Raw genomic sequence first — 16396 nt, forward strand, 5'->3', positions numbered from 1 at the left:
ACATCGACATGTTCTTCGTGGCCGCGCCGTATGCCGGGCGCGGCATCGGGCAGGCGCTGCTGCGGCATTTATTCGGGCTGGCGGCCGAACGCCGCATCGCGGTGCTGCGTTCGGACGTCAGCCTGACCGCCGAAGCGCTATTCGCGCGCCACGGTTTTACCGTCGAGACCCGCAACCAGGTCGCCGTGCGCGGCGAACTGCTGGCCAACGCCACCATGCGCAAGCTGCTGCCGTAAGCCCGCGTTACACCTTCATCGGCAAAATCACCATCTGCAAGCCTTCCAGATGCAGGCGGCGCTGGATGGCGAGGGAGGCCTGGTTGTGCAGGGCGCGCGTGAACCAGTTGTCGGCGGAGAAAATGAGCTTGCTGGTGAAGAAGATCGCATTCGGGAATTCGTTGCTGATCTCTTCGCACATGCGGGTCACCTCGTCCACCGCGTCGGTGCCGAAGCCCAGGTAGGACGAGGACGCCATGCCGTGGCTGTGGCAGAAGTCCACAAAGTACTCCAGCGTGGTTTCCGCCTCGTTGCGCATCTGCTCGAGCGCGCCTTCGCCGCCGTAAGCGTGCGAATCCACCGTGCGCGCGTTGATGAACAAAAAGTTCTTGAAGTGGCCCGGGAACATACGCTGCACCCACAGCAGCGCGTGCAAACCGCCGCCGCGCGAATTGCCGACGATGAAGACCGCCGTCTGGTCCTGCGGGTCCGGCTCCACCGGCTCGCGGTTGGGGCCGAACGGCTGGCTGGAGAACACTTCGTCCACCGAATGGATGGCGCGCTTGGTCTCGCGGTAGTGGTTGCGCACCACCACGCACACGGCGGCGATGCCGCCGATGATCAGCGCGGTGGCCCAGCCGCCCTCGGCGAAGCGCTCAATCAGCAGGATCACGAGGATGCCCGCGCAGATCGTGAAGCCGACCAGCGACAGCAGGAAGCGCCCCAGCCAGCGCGGGTTCTTCTTGCGGTTGCGCACCCAGTACAGGCACAGGCCGAACAGCGAAATGGCGAAGGTCAGGAACACGGAAATCGAATACAGCACCACCAGCAGGGTGACGCTGCCGCCGGTCCACCACAGGATGGCCAGCGCGGCCAGGCCCATCACCAGGATGCCGTTCTGCGTCACCAGCCGGGTCGACAGGTAGCGGAACTTGTGCGGCACCCAGGAATCGGCCGCCATGTTCGACAACACCGACGGCCCGCCCAGGAAGCCGGTGTTGGCGGCCACGAACAGCAGCCCGGCCTCGAACGCCAGCACCACCGCCAGCAGCACCTGGTTCACCACCGGCCCGCCCAGGTCCATGTGGTTGATGATGCTCTTGAAGGTGGACGCGTTCAGCGTCTCGCCCGGCACGTGCTGGGCGTCCCACAGCAGGTACAGCATGATGATGCCGCCAGCCGTCACCGCCAGCGACAGCGCCATGTACAGCATGGTCATCTTGCCGGTGCGCACGCGCGGCTCGGCCAGCAGGTTGACGTTGTTGGACACCGCTTCCAGCCCGGTGTAGGTGCCGCCGCCCTGCGAGTAGGCCAGCAGCAGCATGCCGGCCACGCCGGTCCAGCCTATGCCCTGCGCCAGGCTCACGGTTTCGTCCATGGTGCTGGGGATCAGGCCGGGCAGGTGTTCCGCATGCGCGACGATGCCGTACACGATCAGGATCAGGTGGGTGACGACAAAGCCGACGAAGATCGGCAGCAGGATCTGGATGGCCTCCTTGAGGCCGCGCAGGTTCATCACGATCAGCAGGCCGATGAAGAACACCTCGGCCCACAGCTTGTAGGGCTGGAAGCCGAGCGGCAGGAAGGAGGCCAGCGCGTCCACCCCGGAGGCGATGGAGATGGCGATGGTAAGCACGTAGTCGAGCACCAGCGCGCAGCCGGAGATCAGGCCCATGTAGGGACCCACCAGCTTGGTGGCCACGCGGTAGCCGCCGCCGCCGGTGGGGAACAGCTCGATCACCTGGTTGTAGGCCAGCGCGATGATGAACACCGTGATGGCGGTGGCGATCGCCATATACAGGCCAAGGTGGGTGTGCGTGCCCAGCGCGCGGAAGGTTTCCTCCGGGCCGTAGGCGGACGAGGACAGACCGTCGGCGCCCAGGCCGACCCAGGCCAGGAAGGCCACCAGCGCCATCGAATGGCGGGTTTCGGAGCGCATCGGGTCGAGCGCCTTGCCCAGGATGATCTCGCGTATCTTCTTGTTTTTCATGCGTTCGGCCCCGGCTGGGGGCGGTTGGCGTACGTAAGCAGAATGATGACACAGGCGGGCCGTGAGCAGGCTTACAATTTCTCCGGGGCTGGACTATAATGTATGCCTTGCGCGTACAGTGCCGCCCTGGTGGTGGAACTGGTAGACACAGCAGACTCAAAATCTGCCGAAGAAATTCGTGCCGGTTCGATTCCGGCCCGGGGCACCAATACCGCACAACAGCATCAGCGCAGAACCCGCATGTCTTCCCTGGCAGTGCGGGTTTTTTGTTGCCTCGCGCTTGGTATATTGGCAATTTCCCCGCGTTTGATGCTAGGATTGCATTCCGTTAATTAGTTATCAAAAAGGACTGCAATGAAACAGCTACTCCTGATGCTCGCGGCCGGGGCCGCACTGGGCGGTTGCGCCACCAATGCGGAAATGGAAGGCAAACCCACTTATGAAGAGCAGTACGCCCAGACCGGCAGCCGCCTGCCGCGCCGCGACTCGACCGTCAAAGTGACCAGCAAGGAACGCCTGGAATACGACTTGCAAACCGTCACCAGCGGCACGGCAGCCGGTCCCGAAGGGGGCCGCTAAGCGGACCTGGCGAGGCGGCCGCCTCAATCTTCGTCGGTGAAGAAATTTTCCTGCAGATAGCTGCGCGCCTCTTCCAGCATGGCTTGCAGCAGCCGCTGCTCTTCCTCGTCGCCATCGCCCATGCCTTCTACGCGGCATACGCTGTAATGCTTCATCGGATCCTGCCTTGTGCGCCCCGTGAAGTAGTCGTGGCCAGCTTATGCATTGCCTATGACAGCGCGGGCGTTTCCGCGCACGCCGCCCACACTACCGAGTGCGCCGTGCGCAGCAAGAAATAGCGCACGCCGGGACGCAGTTGCTCCAGGCCCAGACCGTCAATGTAGGCGTTGCCTGCCATTTCGCACAGCACGGTCCGTTCGTCCGGCACGCGCAGGCCGTGCATGGCAGCGACCGCTTCTTCCATCACCTGGTACAGAATGGGGCTGGCGAAGGTCACCGTGAGGGCGGCCGCATCCCGGTCCGTCACGACGCGCCGCCCCTCCTTGCGGGTCGGGCGCAGCGTGACGGCCACCGCGCTCCCGTCGTCAGCCAAGCGCTCCAGCAACAATTCGGTCGCCCCCTTGAAATCCATGTTGCAGGCATCAACGCCCTGGACCTTTCCCGACGCCAGGGCCTCGCGGGCGGCGGCCGTATCGTCCGCCTCGCCGGTGGCGCGCCAGACCAGGCACTGTCCTCGCCATATCAGCTCAGCCATACGCTCTCATCCAATTCCGGAATGGAAAACTCGTCTTCATTCAATTCGGCACAGCCGCAACACATGGTCATATTTCCACATGGAAATGTGATAATGTATGTTGCTGACATTTATTGCAACAGGATTTATTCAATCGCCAACCGCCATGGACCAAAGTTCCCTGCTGCAGCTGTTCTCGCCGCCGGCCGAGCCGGCACTGATGACCTATGGTCAGTACGATCTCAAGCTGGTGGTGCTGTCGGTGCTGGTGGCGGTGTTTTCGTCGTGGATGGGCTTGCAGCTGGCGGGCCAGGCGCGCGGCGGCAGCCACCGCATGCTGCGCACCGTGGCGCTGCTGGCCGGCAGCCTGGCGCTGGGCTGCGGCGTGTGGTCGATGCACTTCATCGGCATGCTGGCGTTTAACCTGTGCACCAGCGTCAGCTACGAACCCACCCTTACCATCCTGTCCCTGCTGCCCAGCCTGGGTGCGTCCTGCGTGGCGCTGGCCCTGGTGCGGCGGCGCAAGGTTACCGGCAAAACCCTGGGCTGCGGCGGCCTGATGGTCGGCCTGGGCATCGCCGCCATGCACTACGCCGGCATGGCGGCCATGGAATCGACGCTGGCGCTGCGCTACGACCCGGTGATGTTTGGCGTCTCCATCCTGGTTGCAGTGGCGCTGGGCACGGCGGCGCTGTGGGTGCGCTTCGGCCTGCGCGGCGCGCTGCACCTGAAGAACGGCACCCGGCTGGCGCTGAGCGCGCTGTTCATGGGCTGCGCCATCGCCGGCATGCACTACACCGGCATGGAGGCGGCGCGGTTCGTCGGCGTGCCGCCGCCCGGCACTGCGCCCGGACCCGGCAGCGGCTTCCTGGCGCTGGCCATCTCCGTCATCACCGTGGCCTTCACCGTGTTCGTGACGGGCGCCTACGGCCTGCTGCGCTACCGCGAACTGTACCGCAGCCTGCGCCGCAGCGAGAGCTGGATGCGCGCGCTGCTGACCACCACGGTGGACGGCGTGATCTCGGTCGACGGCGACGGCGTGATCCAGGACTTCAATGCCTCTGCCGAGCGCATCTTCGGCTGGCGGCGCAGCGAGATTATCGGCCGCAACGTGGCGGTGCTGGTGGCCGATCCGCTGCAGTCGGCGCAGGACGGGCTGCTGTACCACCTGCGCCAGCGCGACAGCGCAGCGGCGCGCCAGGCCCACGCGGGCACGGAGCTGTACGGCCTGCACAAGGACGGCAGCCTGGTGCCGATCCGGCGCGCGCTGGGCCACGCCAGCCTGGGCGGCGAGGACCTGTTCGTGCTGTTCATCACCGACATCAGCGAGCGCCGTGCCATGGTGCAGGCATTGGGTGAAAGCGAGCAGCAATTCCGCTCGCTGATCGGGCATATCCCCGGCATCTCGTTCCGCTGCATGGCGGGCGGTGCGCATCCGCTGGTGTTCCTGAGCGACGGGGTGGAACTGGTGGCCGGCTATCCGGCAAGCGACTTCGTCGGCCCGGACACCAGCCGCACGCTGACCGGCCTGATCGTGCCCGCCGACCGCCCGCGCGTGGTGCAGGCACTGGACCAGAGCATCGCCAGCGAACAGCCCTACCTGATCGAATACGCCCTGCAGCATGCGGATGGCGGCCTGCGCTGGATCTGGGAGCACGGCGCCGTGGTGCGCGACGCGGCAGGCCAGGTGCGCTGGATCGACGGCGTCATGCTGGACATTACCGAACGGCGCCAGATGGAGCAGGAACTGCGGCGCGCCAAGGACCGCGCCGAGCAGGCTGCCGCCGCACGCGCCAGTTTCGTGGCCAATATGAGCCACGAGATCCGCACGCCGATGAATTCCATCCTCGGCTTCACCGACGTGCTGCTGGACACCGAGCTGCAGCCGGAGCAGCGCCGCCATCTGAACACGGTGCGCAGCGCGGGCCGGGCGCTGCTGCGGCTGCTCAACGAGATTCTCGACACGGCGAAACTGGACAAGGGCGCGGTGGAACTGGAGCTGGCGGACTACGATTTCCTGGCGCTGATCGACGAGCTGACCTCGACCAGCGGCGCCAGCGCGCGCGCCAAGGGGCTGGCGATGGAGGTCGGCTATGCGCCGCAGTTGCCGGTGCGGCTGCACGGCGACGAGCTGCGCATGCGGCAGATCCTGACCAATTTGCTGGACAACGCCATCAAGTTCACCGCGCACGGCGGCGTGGCGCTGCATGCGGCGCTGCGCGACGGCCAGCTGCACCTGACGGTGCGCGACACCGGCATCGGCATTGCGCCGGACCGGCTCGAGGCGATATTCGATCCCTTCACGCAAGCCGATCCGTCGATGACGCGGCGCTATGGCGGCACGGGCCTGGGCACCACCATCAGCAGGCAGCTGGTGCAGCTGATGGGCGGGCGCATCTGGGCCGAGAGCGTGCAGGGCCAGGGCACGGTGTTCCATGTGCTGTTGCCGCTGGTGCCGGCGCAGGCGCAACCGGCGCTGGCAGGCGGCGCGGCGGGTATCGAAGGATTGGCCGGATCGGCGGAGACAGCGGAGGACACGGCGGCGGCGCTCGCGGACCGCGCAGTGGCGCTACCGCCGCTGCGCATCCTGGCGGCGGACGATGTGGCGCAGAACCTTGAACTGCTGCGGCTATTGCTGGAACGGCGCGGCCACAGCGTGACGACGGCGGCCGACGGCGCCGCCGCCGCGAACCTGGCCGGCAGCGCGGACTTCGATGTGATCCTGATGGACGTGCAGATGCCGGTGATGGACGGCCTGGCCGCCACCCGCGCCATCCGCACGCAGGCGGCGCAAGCGGGCCGGCGGCGGGTGCCCATCATCGCCATGACGGCCAGTGTACTGGACGCGCACCGGCAGGCCAGTTCGGCGGCCGGCATGGACGGCTTCGCATCCAAGCCGGTCGACTGGGCGCAGCTGTCGCGCGAACTGGCGCGCGTGCTGGCGCAGGCGACGCCGGACGCGCTTGCCGGGCAGGCCGCGGTTGCCGCACCGGATGCGCCAGCCGCGCCGCACGCCACCATCGCCCCCATCCTTCCCGCCCTGCCGGTCCCGCCTGCAGGGCTGTACGGCGCGCGGCCTGAACTGGGGCTGCAGGTGCTCAACGAAGCAGCCGGCCTGCGGCGCTGGGACGGCAGCGAGCATGGCTACCAGGCCGCGCTGGCCCACTTCCTCACAGAACACGGCAACGGCGCGCAGCAGTTCGCCGCGCTGCGCGCCAGCGGCGACCATGCAGCCATCCAGGCGCTGGCGCACCGTTCGCGCGGCGTGGCCGCCAACCTCGGGCTGGAACAGCTGGCGCAGGCGCTGTCGGATATCGAAGAGCTGGTCGCAGGACAGGCGGAAGACCAGGCTGCGGCGTCCCCGCCGGGCGCGGCGCTGGAAGCGGCCCTGGCTGGCGCGGCACTGCAGCTCGCCGCCGCGCTGAAGGCGATCCGCGCACGGCAGCAGGACCAGGCCGGGACAGCCGGACAGGCGGCGCCTCCCTCGCCGATACTGGCCGCGCTGGCGCTCGACATTGCAGCGGCGCGCGAGGATGCGCAGCGGCTGCTGCACTCGCTGCGGCGCGGCGCGCTGGACGACGCGGCGCTGGCCAGCCTGTCGCACCGCGTGCAAGGCCACGTGCCGCCCGCCGCGCTGGAACAGCTGCACCTGGCGGTGGCGAATTTTGATTTCCCGCTGGCGCAGGCTAAACTGGACGCCGTGATGGCCGACGCGCTGCCCCATTCCCAAGAGAGTCCGCAATGAACCAAGCCCCTTTGCAGCCGCTGATCCTGGCGGTGGATGACGAAGCGAGCAACCTGCAGCTGCTGCGCCACATCCTGCAAGACCACTACCGCCTGCTGTTCGCCAAGGACGCCGCGCGCGGCCTCGACCTGGCGCGCCAGGAACGGCCCGACCTGATCCTGATGGATGTGATGATGCCCGGCATGACCGGCTACGAAGCCTGCCGCATGCTGAAGGCCGACCCGGCCACCGCTGCCATCCCCGTCATCTTCGCCACCGCCTTGTGCGATCCGGACGACGAGGTCACCGGCTTTGAGGCCGGCGCCGTCGACTACATCACCAAGCCCCTCAGCCCGCCCATCGTACGGGCCCGCGTGCGTACTCACCTGTCGCTGGTGCGGGTGGACGAACTGAAGGAAACGCGGCTGCAGATCGTGCAGCGGCTCGGCCTGGCCGCCGAGTACAAGGACAATGAAACCGGCCTGCACGTGATCCGCATGAGCCACTACGCGCGCGTGCTGGGCCTGGCCGCAGGCCTGAGCGAGATCGCCGCCGAGGACCTGTTGCACGCCGCCCCCATGCACGACGTGGGCAAGATCGGCATTCCGGACCGCATCCTGCAAAAGCCGGGCGCGCTGGACAAGGACGAGTGGAAGATCATGCAGTCGCACTCCACGATAGGAGCCGACATCATCGGCGAGCACGCCCACGGCATGCTCGCGCTGGCGCGCAATATCGCGCTCACCCATCATGAGAAATGGGACGGCAGCGGCTACCCGCGCGGGCTGGCCGGAGAGGACATTCCGCTGGAGGGCCGCATCGTGGCGATTGCCGACGTGTTCGACGCGCTCACTTCAGCCCGGCCCTACAAGGAGGCGTGGCCGGTGGAGGAAGCGGTGCAGTATTTGCGCCAGCAGCGCGGCCAGCATTTCGATCCCGAACTGGTGGACCTGTTCCTGGAGCGCCTGCCCGCCATCGTCGAGATCAAGGCGCGCTGGGCGGAGCGCTGAGGCTTATTTCCCGGCCAGCTCGCGGTACAGTTCCACGTAGCTGCGCGCCATGCGCTCGGCGGTGAACAGGTCCTGGTACCGCTGGGCGGCGCGGCGGCCCATGGCGGCGGCCAGTTCCGGCTGCTCCCACAAGGTGCGCATCGCGGCGCCGAAGGCCTGCGGGTCGCTCGGCGGCACCACCAGCCCGGTTTCCTGGTCCACGTTGATGTAGGTGGTGCCGGTGCCGATCTCGCTCGATATCATCGGCTTGCCGTACATGGCCGCCTCCAGCAGCGAAATGCCGAACGCCTCCGAACGCAAATGCGACGGGAACGCCATGGCGTAGGACAGCTCCAGCAGCGCCACCTTGTCCTCCTCCTCCAGCGCGCCGACGAACATCACGTGGGTCAGGCCCAGGCGTTCCGCGTGCGATTTCAGCTCCTGCTCCAGCGGCCCGGCGCCGACGATCACCACCGGATAGTCGGTGCCGGCCAGCGCGTCCAGCAGGATGTGCAGACCCTTGTAGTAGCGCAGCATGCCCACGAACAGGAAGAAGCGCTGGCCACAGCGCGCGCGCCATTTGTCCAGCACCGCCTGCGAAGGCTTGGGATAGATCGACTGGTCCAGGCCGTAGGTGATGGTGCGGGTCTTGTGCTTGAAGCGGCCCAGCACCGGCGACGAGGCCAGGTAGTTGGGCGAGGTGGCGACGATCGCGTCCACGCTGCCCAGGAAGCGCCGCTTGAGCGGCGCGTACACCCGCAGCAGCGTTTTCTGGCGCACGATGTCCGAATGGTAGGTAACCACGCTGGGCTTGCCGATTCCCGCCATGAAGTGCGCCAGGTCCATGAAGGGCCACGGGAAGTGGTAATGGATCACGTCGGCGTCGCGCGCCAGCTGCTTGAGCTTGCGGATGGCCGCGAACGACATGCCGTTGGAGGCGATTTCGAAGCTGAGCGGCACGCGGTGCACCGTGTGGCCTTCGATCTCCATCTGCGCGGGGCCACCGTTGCGGGTCAGCGTGAGCACGTCGTTCTTCACGCCCAGGCGCGTGGTGCCCACGCACATCTGGCGGATCACCTGCTCGACGCCGCCCCACGAATCGGGGTAATAGGTCTTGTAGAAATGGAGGACGCGCATAGGTTCAGGATAAGAGGGTGTGGTACACGGCTGCCGTCTTGCGGGCGGTCTCGGCCCAGGTCAGCTCGACGGCGCGCACGCGGCCGGCGGCGACGCAGCGCGCGCGCAGCGCGTCGTCGCGCGCCAGCTCCAGCATGGCCGCGCCGATCTCGGGCACCGACAGCGGATCGACCTCCAGCGCGGCGCCGCGCGTGACTTCCGGCAGCGACGACGTGTTGGAGGCGACCACCGGCACGCCGGACGCGAAAGCCTCCACCACCGGGATGCCGAAGCCCTCGTACAGGGAGGGGAACACGAACACGCCCGCGCCCGCGTACACATGGCGCAGCTGCTCTTCGTGGGTCAGGCGGTCCAGCCAGACGACGTTTTCGCCGTTCTGCACCGCCGCTTTCATTTGCGCCTGCTGTTCCCCGCTGCGCCAGCCTGGCGCGCCCACCACCACCAGCTGGCGCTTGGCGCGCACCACCGGCGGCAGGGCCAGGTAGGCTTCCAGCACGCGCCCCAGGTTCTTGCGCGGCTGCAGCGTGCCGACAAACAGGAAATAGCCCGGCTTCAGGCCGTACTGCGCCTGGGTGGCGGCCACCGCCTCGGGGGCGGGCGCATCCAGCCAGCGCTCGTCGACGCCGTTGTGCACCACGCTGATGCGGCGCGGATCGACGCCAAAACACTGTTCCAGCTCGCGCACGGCGAAGTGCGACACGGCGATCACGTGGTCGGCCTTGCGCGCGGCCTTGCGCTGCAGCCAGTTCTTCAGGCCGCGCAGGCGCGGGCTGCACCATTCGGGGTGCGACAGCGGCAGCGCGTCGTGCAGCGTGGCCACCACCATGCAGTCCATGCGCACGGTGCGGTAGTCGGTGGAGTGGTACAGGTCCACGCTGGGCATGTGCTCGCGCACGGCGCCCGGGGTGGACAGGTCGCGCAGCGTGGTATACGGGAAGGAATGCGGCATGGGGGCCCCCACGCTGAGGGCGGAGGCGCCCTGGCCGAAGGGCGCAAACGACAAGGCCTGCACCGCGCAGCCGGCCGCCGGCAAATGCCGCAGCAGGGCCTGGCTGTAGACGCCTATGCCGTCAAGCCGGCCGCCGGTCAGGACCGGCTCAACAGTGGTGGTGGAAAGGCCAATGCGCAAGACACTCAAGCCTCGTACATCCAGCGCAGCGTTTGCTCCAGCGGCACCGGCACGATCTGTCCCACCACGCCGGCCAGCCGGGTGTTGTCGCCCACCAGGCGCACCACTTCGTTGGCGCGCACAAAGGCGGGGTTCACATGCACGTTGATCTGGTAGCCGGCGATGCGGCCCATCATGTCCAGCGCTTCGCCCAGCGAGTAGCCGGTGCTGGAACAGATGTTGAAGGTTTGCCCGGCCGGCGCCTTGGCCAGCAGCTGGCGGTAGGCCGCCGCCACCATGCGCACGTCCGAGAAGTCGCGCCACACATGCAGGTTGCCCAGTTCGATGTCGGCCGCCTTGCGGCGGAAGTGCGACACGATTTTCGGCAGCAGGAAGTTCTCGTGCTGGCCCACGCCCGTGTAATTGAACGGACGCGTAAGGACGATGGGCAGCTTGTCCATCCATAAGCGGGCCATGTATTCCATGGACAGCTTGGAGACGGCGTAGTCGTTGGCGGGGGCCGGCGCCACGTCTTCGTTCAGCATCGGCAAGTCGGCGTTGCCGTAGATGTTGGCGCTCGAAGCGACCAGCACGGCCGACGGTTTCTTCGCCAGCGCGGCCAGCGCTTCCAGCAGGTTGCGGGTACCCACCACGTTGACGCGGTAAATCTGTTCGATGTCGGCGTGCGCCACGAAAGCGATGGCCGCCAGGTGCACCACCACCTCCGGCTGCACCTGCTGCACCATGGCCGCCACGGCGGCGCGGTCGGTCAGGTCCACCGCCAGCATGTCCTCGGACACGCCGGCATGGCCCGGCACCGTGGTGCCGGTGACGCGGTAGCCGGCCGCGCGCAGTTCGGCCGCCACGTACTGGCCGGTAAAGCCGGCCAGCCCCGTGACGAGCGCGCGCTTGCCTGCGCCTTCCTGCGCGGGCGACAGCAGTTGCAAGGCTTGCACCGGCGCGTTCATCAGAACGAGAAGCCGATCTCGTTGCGGCGCAGGTCGGCGTCCACCATCAGCTGGCACAGCTCTTCCAGCGTGGTTTTCGGCGCCCAGCCCAGTTCCTTGGTGGCCTTGGCCGGATTGCCGATCAGCAGCTCCACTTCGGCAGGACGGTAGAACTTCGGATTGACGCGCACCAGCACTTTGCCGGTCTTGGCGTCGTGGCCGGTTTCCTGCTCCGCTTCGCCCTTCCATTCGATGGCGATGCCGACGGCCTTGAAGGCCATGGTGACGAAGTCGCGCACGGTTTCGGTGCGGTTGGTGGCCAGCACGTAGGTGCCCGGCTCGTCAGCCTGCAGGATGCGCCACATGCCTTCCACGTATTCCTTGGCAAAGCCCCAGTCGCGCTTGGCGTCCATATTGCCCAGTTCCAGCACGTCGAGCTTGCCCAGCTTGATCTTGGCGACCGAGTCGGTGATCTTGCGGGTGACGAACTCGCGGCCGCGCAGCGGCGACTCGTGGTTGAACAGGATGCCGGAGGAGCCGAAGATGCCGTAGGACTCGCGGTAGTTCACGGTCATCCAGTGGGCATACAGCTTGGCCACGCCGTACGGGCTGCGTGGGTAGAACGGCGTGTCTTCCACTTGCGGGATGGCTTGCACCTTGCCGAACATTTCCGAGGTCGACGCCTGGTAAAAGCGGATCTTCGGGTTGACGATGCGGATAGCTTCCAGCAAGTTGACCGGGCCGATGCCGGTGATTTCCGCCGTGGTGACGGGCTGTTCGAAGGACACGCCGACGAAGCTTTGCGCCGCCAGGTTGTAGACCTCGTCGAAGTCGCCGTTCTGCAGCAGGCGGATGCTCGAGCTCAAGTCGGTCAGGTCGTACTCGACCAGTTTCAAATTGGGGTGATTCTGTATGCCCAGTTCTTCGATGCGCCAGAAATTAACGGAGCTGGTGCGGCGGTAGGTACCGGTGACAACATAGCCCTTGCCCAGCAACAGTTCTGCGAGATAGGCGCCATCCTGGCCGGTAATGCCCGTAACGAGCGCTTTTTTAGTCTTTTGCATGATATTCACGTTTTCCAACAGAACTTTGACAGCCGGTTATTGTAACAGAGACATGCAGCCCGCCCGGTTGGCGCCGGACGGGCTTTACACTACTTACATCTCGTTACAGGGCGATCTCAACCAGTTGGTTTACGCCTTGCGCTGGGCCACCGCGTCCACCACGCACAGCGCCGTCATGTTGACGATGCGGCGCACGGTGGCCGAGGGGGTCAGGATGTGCACCGGCGCGGCGCAGCCCAGCAGGATGGGGCCGACCGCGATGCCGTTGCCGGCCGCCGTTTTCAGCAGGTTGTAGGCGATGTTGGCCGAGTCGATGTTGGGCATCACCAGCAGGTTGGCGTCCGCCGTCAGGGTCGAATCGGGCATGATCTTCTGGCGCAGCTTGGAATCCATGGCGGTGTCGCCATGCATTTCGCCGTCCACTTCCAGCTCCGGCGCCTGTTCCTTGACGATGGCCAGCGCGGCGCGCATCTTCTGCGCCGAGGCGCTGTTGGACGAGCCGAAGTTCGAGTGCGACAGCAGCGCGGCGCGCGGCTGCAGGCCGAAACGCTTCATTTCCTCGGCGGCCATGATGGTGATGGCGGCCAGCTGGTTGGCGTCCGGGTTCTCGTTGACGTGGGTGTCGACGATGGCCAGCTGGCGCTCCGGCAGCACCAGCACGTTCATGGCGGCGTAGACGCAGGCGCCGGGACGCTTGCCCAGCACCTGGTCGATATACTTCAGGTGCAGGTCGGTGGTGCCGAAGGTGCCGCAGATCATGCCGTCGGCGTCGCCCTTCTTGATCATCATGGCGCCGATCAGCGAATGGCGGCGGCGCATTTCCAGCTTGGCGTATTCCTGCGTCACGCCCTGGCGGTTGGCCAGCGCGTAGTAGGCGGTCCAGTAGTCGCGGTAGCGCTCGTCGAAGTCCGGGTTGATGACATCGTAGTCGATGCCCTGGCGCAGGCGCAGGCCGAATTTGTGGATGCGGCTCTCCAGCACGGCCGGACGGCCGACCAGGATAGGACGGGCCAGGCGCTCGTCGACGATGACCTGCACGGCGCGCAGCACGCGCTCTTCCTCGCCTTCGGCGTAGACGATGCGCTTCAGCTCGGCCGGGGTCTGCTTGGCCACCGCGAACAGCGGCTTCATGAAGGTGCCGGAACGGTACACGAACTGCTGCAGGCTGTCGGCGTAGGCTTCCAGGTCCTTGATCGGACGGGTGGCCACGCCGGAGTCGAAGGCCGCCTTGGCCACGGCCGGGGCGATCTTGGTCAGCAGGCGCGGGTCGAACGGCATCGGGATCAGGTATTCCGGACCGAAGGACAGGTTCTGGATGCCGTAGGTGGTGGCCACGATGTCGGACTGCTCGGCGTGCGCCAGCTCGGCGATGGCGTGCACCACGGCAATTTCCATCTCGCGGGTAATCGTGGTGGCGCCGCAATCGAGCGCGCCGCGGAAGATGTAGGGGAAGCACAGCACGTTGTTGACCTGGTTCGGGTAGTCCGAACGGCCGGTGCAGATGATGGCGTCGCCGCGCACCGCTTTCACGTCTTCCGGCAGGATTTCCGGGTTCGGGTTGGCCAGCGCCAGGATCAGCGGGTTGGGCGCCATCTGCTTGACCATGTCCTGCTTGAGCACGCCGCCGGCGGACACGCCCAGGAAGATGTCGGCGTCCGGGATCACTTCGGCCAGGGTGCGGGCCGGGGTGTCGCGCGCGAACCGCTCCTTGTCCGGGTCCATCAGCTCGGTGCGGCCCTTGTAGACCACGCCGGCCAGGTCGGTGACGAAGATGTTTTCCAGCGGGAAGCCGAGGTCGACGATCAGGTCCAGGCAGGCCAGCGCGGCCGCGCCGGCGCCGGACACCACCAGTTTGCATTCCTTGATGTCCTTGCCCACCAGCTGGATGCCGTTCAGCAGCGCCGCGCCGACGATGATGGCGGTGCCGTGCTGGTCGTCATGGAACACCGGGATCTTCATGCGGTCGCGCAGCTGGCGCTCGATGGTGAAGCACTCGGGCGCCTTGATGTCTTCCAGGTTTACGCCGCCGAAGGTCGGCTCCAGCGAGGCGATGATGTCGCACAGCTTGTCCGGGTCCGATTCGTTGATCTCGATGTCGAACACGTCGATGCCGGCGAACTTCTTGAACAGCACGCCCTTGCCTTCCATCACCGGCTTGGCGGCCAGCGGGCCGATATTGCCCAGGCCCAACACGGCGGTGCCGTTGGTGATGACGGCGACCAGGTTGCCGCGCGCGGTGTACTTGTAGGAATTAGCGGGATCCGCGACGATTTCTTCGCAGGGGGCAGCCACGCCGGGAGAGTAAGCGAGCGCGAGGTCGCGCTGGTTGGTCAACTGCTTGGTGGGGGTTACACTGATTTTGCCGGGTTTGGGGCACTCGTGGTATTCGAGCGCGGCCAGGCGCAGTTGTTGTCTCAATTCCTCTTTTTTATCAGATGACGAATCCATGCTCTTGCTGCCTTCCTGTTTGTCTATCGGGAAAGCTTCCGATTCTATCAGACCAATTCTTTCAGTCAGCTAGGTATTTTCACGAATCCGGCAGAATAACTATCGGCCTTATCAATTTTATCAATTCTTTCTATGGCACATCCGCCTTTCGGAGCGCAACTATTGCGCCAGGATCAGGATAGTTGAATGAAAGGCTTTAGTTCTCCTAGACAATGTAGCTTTCACGTAATAGACTGGCCTTACTGACATGCTTTGCCATTTTTGAAAGAAGGGCGCGCGATGAGCTACCAGTTCTGGCACAACAGCTTCCGACTCTCCAGTCTAGCCTTTCCCGTTGCCACGGTGATGCTGTGCTTTGCCGAACCCGGCACTGCGCAATCGGCGCTGCTGGCGGCGGCGGCCATCGTCTCGACCGGCATCTGGGGCTACAGTTCCAGCCGCCACAAGCGCCAGGCGGCGCTGGAGGACGAACTGGCCGAGGGCGGCAACGCCTAGTACGCTAGTACAATGGCGGCATGCTCTCCGAATTCGACCTCATCGCAGAATACTTCAAGCGCCCCCGCCCGCTGCGCGCCACGCTCGGCATAGGCGACGACTGCGCCCTGCTGACGCCCGGCGCCGGCATGCAGACCGCCATTTCCTCCGATATGCTGGTGGAGGGCCGCCATTTCTTCGCCGGCGCCGACCCGTACCAGCTGGGCCATAAAAGCCTGGCCGTCAACCTGTCCGACCTGGCCGCCATGGGCGCGCGCCCCGTCGCCTTCACCCTGGCGCTGGCGCTGCCGTCGGCCGACCGCGGCTGGCTGGCGGGCTTTTCGGCCGGCCTGTTCGCGCTGGCCGACGCCCACGGCTGCGAACTGGTGGGCGGCGACACCACCAAGGGGCCGCTCAACATCTGCATCACCATCTTCGGCGAACTGGCGCCGGGCGAGGCGCTGCGGCGCGACGCGGCCAGGCCCGGCGACGATATCTGGATCTCCGGCACGCTGGGCGACGCGCGCCTGGCGCTGGCGGCCTGCCTGAACGAGCCGGGCGCGGGGGCGCAGCTGGCGCAGGCGGCAGGCGGCGCGGACGGGGCGGCGCGCTTCGCGGCGGCGTCGGCCCGGCTGCACGCGCCCACGCCGCGCGTGGCGCTGGGGCGCCTGCTGGCCCAGCAGCGCATCGCGCACGCGGCCATCGATATTTCGGACGGACTGGTGGGCGACGTCGGGCACATCCTGAAGCTGTCCGGCGTGGGCGCGGTGCTGGACGTGGACGCGCTGCCGGCCGGCCCGGTGCTGGCCGGCTGCGCGCAGGACTGGCGGCGCGCGTACACGGCGGCCGGCGGCGACGACTACGAGTTGTGCTTCACCGCGCCTGCCGAAGCGCGCGGGGCGGTGCTGGCGGCCGGCGCGCAAAGCGGCACGGCGGTCACGCGGGTGGGTCGCATCGAAGCCGAAGCCGGCCTGCGCCTGGTCGATGTGCACGGCGCGCCGCTGGCCCTCAAGCTGCACGGCTTCGACCACTTTGGCTGAACGCTGGC

General features: G+C 66.6%; 14 protein-coding genes and 1 tRNA gene. 7 read left to right on the plus strand and 8 right to left on the minus strand.

Annotation, left to right across the window (positions count from 1 at the left end; all coding sequences use genetic code 11):
- Positions 1-236 (plus strand): GNAT family N-acetyltransferase (locus tag AC6H42_RS00545; RefSeq protein ID WP_497547134.1); only part of this gene is annotated, 236 nt, incomplete at its 5' end.
- Positions 237-243: 7 nt separating this feature from the next.
- Here the strand turns inward: AC6H42_RS00545 and AC6H42_RS00550 are convergent.
- Positions 244-2205: an APC family permease gene (locus AC6H42_RS00550; RefSeq protein WP_057153030.1), complete on the minus strand. Its 1962-nt coding sequence runs from the start codon at positions 2203-2205 to the stop codon at positions 244-246.
- Positions 2206-2328: 123 nt separating this feature from the next.
- Between AC6H42_RS00550 and AC6H42_RS00555 the strand changes: the two genes are divergently transcribed.
- Positions 2329-2413 (plus strand) — tRNA-Leu (locus tag AC6H42_RS00555).
- 146 nt (positions 2414-2559) lie between these two features.
- On the plus strand, positions 2560-2784 hold the full coding sequence (locus AC6H42_RS00560) for a hypothetical protein (RefSeq protein ID WP_157200787.1): 225 nt from the start codon (positions 2560-2562) through the stop codon (positions 2782-2784).
- 23 nt (positions 2785-2807) lie between these two features.
- On the opposite strand, the gene AC6H42_RS00565 is transcribed toward AC6H42_RS00560, so the two are convergent.
- Positions 2808-2939, minus strand: coding sequence for a hypothetical protein (locus AC6H42_RS00565; RefSeq protein WP_497547135.1), 132 nt, complete (start codon positions 2937-2939; stop codon positions 2808-2810).
- Between the two features lie 53 nt (positions 2940-2992).
- Positions 2993-3478 carry a hypothetical protein gene (locus AC6H42_RS00570; protein ID WP_057153028.1) on the minus strand — a complete coding sequence of 162 codons (486 nt, stop codon included), beginning with the start codon at positions 3476-3478 and terminating at the stop codon, positions 2993-2995.
- Positions 3479-3623: 145 nt separating this feature from the next.
- Here AC6H42_RS00570 and AC6H42_RS00575 point away from each other — a divergent pair, with 145 nt between their 5' ends.
- Together AC6H42_RS00575 and AC6H42_RS00580 are read left to right on the plus strand one after the other, a co-directional pair.
- Positions 3624-7202 carry an MHYT domain-containing protein gene (locus AC6H42_RS00575; protein ID WP_497547136.1) on the plus strand — a complete coding sequence of 1193 codons (3579 nt, stop codon included), beginning with the start codon at positions 3624-3626 and terminating at the stop codon, positions 7200-7202.
- On the plus strand, positions 7199-8191 hold the full coding sequence (locus AC6H42_RS00580) for an HD domain-containing phosphohydrolase (protein ID WP_057153026.1): 993 nt from the start codon (positions 7199-7201) through the stop codon (positions 8189-8191). The genes AC6H42_RS00575 and AC6H42_RS00580 overlap by 4 nt, the downstream gene beginning before the upstream one ends.
- Positions 8192-8194: 3 nt before the next feature.
- Here the strand turns inward: AC6H42_RS00580 and AC6H42_RS00585 are convergent, their stop codons facing one another.
- From AC6H42_RS00585 to AC6H42_RS00605, 5 genes are all read right to left on the minus strand, one after another.
- Positions 8195-9307, minus strand: a complete 1113-nt coding sequence (locus AC6H42_RS00585; RefSeq protein WP_057153025.1) for a glycosyltransferase family 4 protein — start codon at positions 9305-9307, stop codon at positions 8195-8197.
- 4 nt (positions 9308-9311) lie between these two features.
- Positions 9312-10436: a glycosyltransferase family 4 protein gene (locus AC6H42_RS00590; RefSeq protein WP_307188264.1), complete on the minus strand. Its 1125-nt coding sequence runs from the start codon at positions 10434-10436 to the stop codon at positions 9312-9314.
- Between the two features lie 5 nt (positions 10437-10441).
- Positions 10442-11383 carry an NAD-dependent epimerase/dehydratase family protein gene (locus AC6H42_RS00595; protein ID WP_497547137.1) on the minus strand — a complete coding sequence of 314 codons (942 nt, stop codon included), beginning with the start codon at positions 11381-11383 and terminating at the stop codon, positions 10442-10444.
- Positions 11383-12426, minus strand: a complete 1044-nt coding sequence (gene gmd / locus AC6H42_RS00600; protein WP_057153633.1) for a GDP-mannose 4,6-dehydratase — start codon at positions 12424-12426, stop codon at positions 11383-11385. The genes AC6H42_RS00595 and gmd overlap by 1 nt, the downstream gene beginning before the upstream one ends.
- 129 nt (positions 12427-12555) lie before the next feature.
- On the minus strand, positions 12556-14874 hold the full coding sequence (locus AC6H42_RS00605; protein WP_057153022.1) for an NADP-dependent malic enzyme: 2319 nt from the start codon (positions 14872-14874) through the stop codon (positions 12556-12558).
- Positions 14875-15153: 279 nt separating this feature from the next.
- Here AC6H42_RS00605 and AC6H42_RS00610 point away from each other — a divergent pair, with 279 nt between their 5' ends.
- Complete coding sequence (locus AC6H42_RS00610) at positions 15154-15369, plus strand: hypothetical protein (protein ID WP_057153021.1); 216 nt, start codon at positions 15154-15156, stop codon at positions 15367-15369.
- A 20-nt stretch (positions 15370-15389) separates the two neighbouring features.
- Positions 15390-16388, plus strand: coding sequence for a thiamine-phosphate kinase (gene thiL / locus AC6H42_RS00615; protein WP_057153020.1), 999 nt, complete (start codon positions 15390-15392; stop codon positions 16386-16388).
- Positions 16389-16396 lie beyond the last annotated feature (8 nt).

The sequence above is a fragment of the Massilia sp. NBRC 108631 genome, assembly GCF_059704565.1.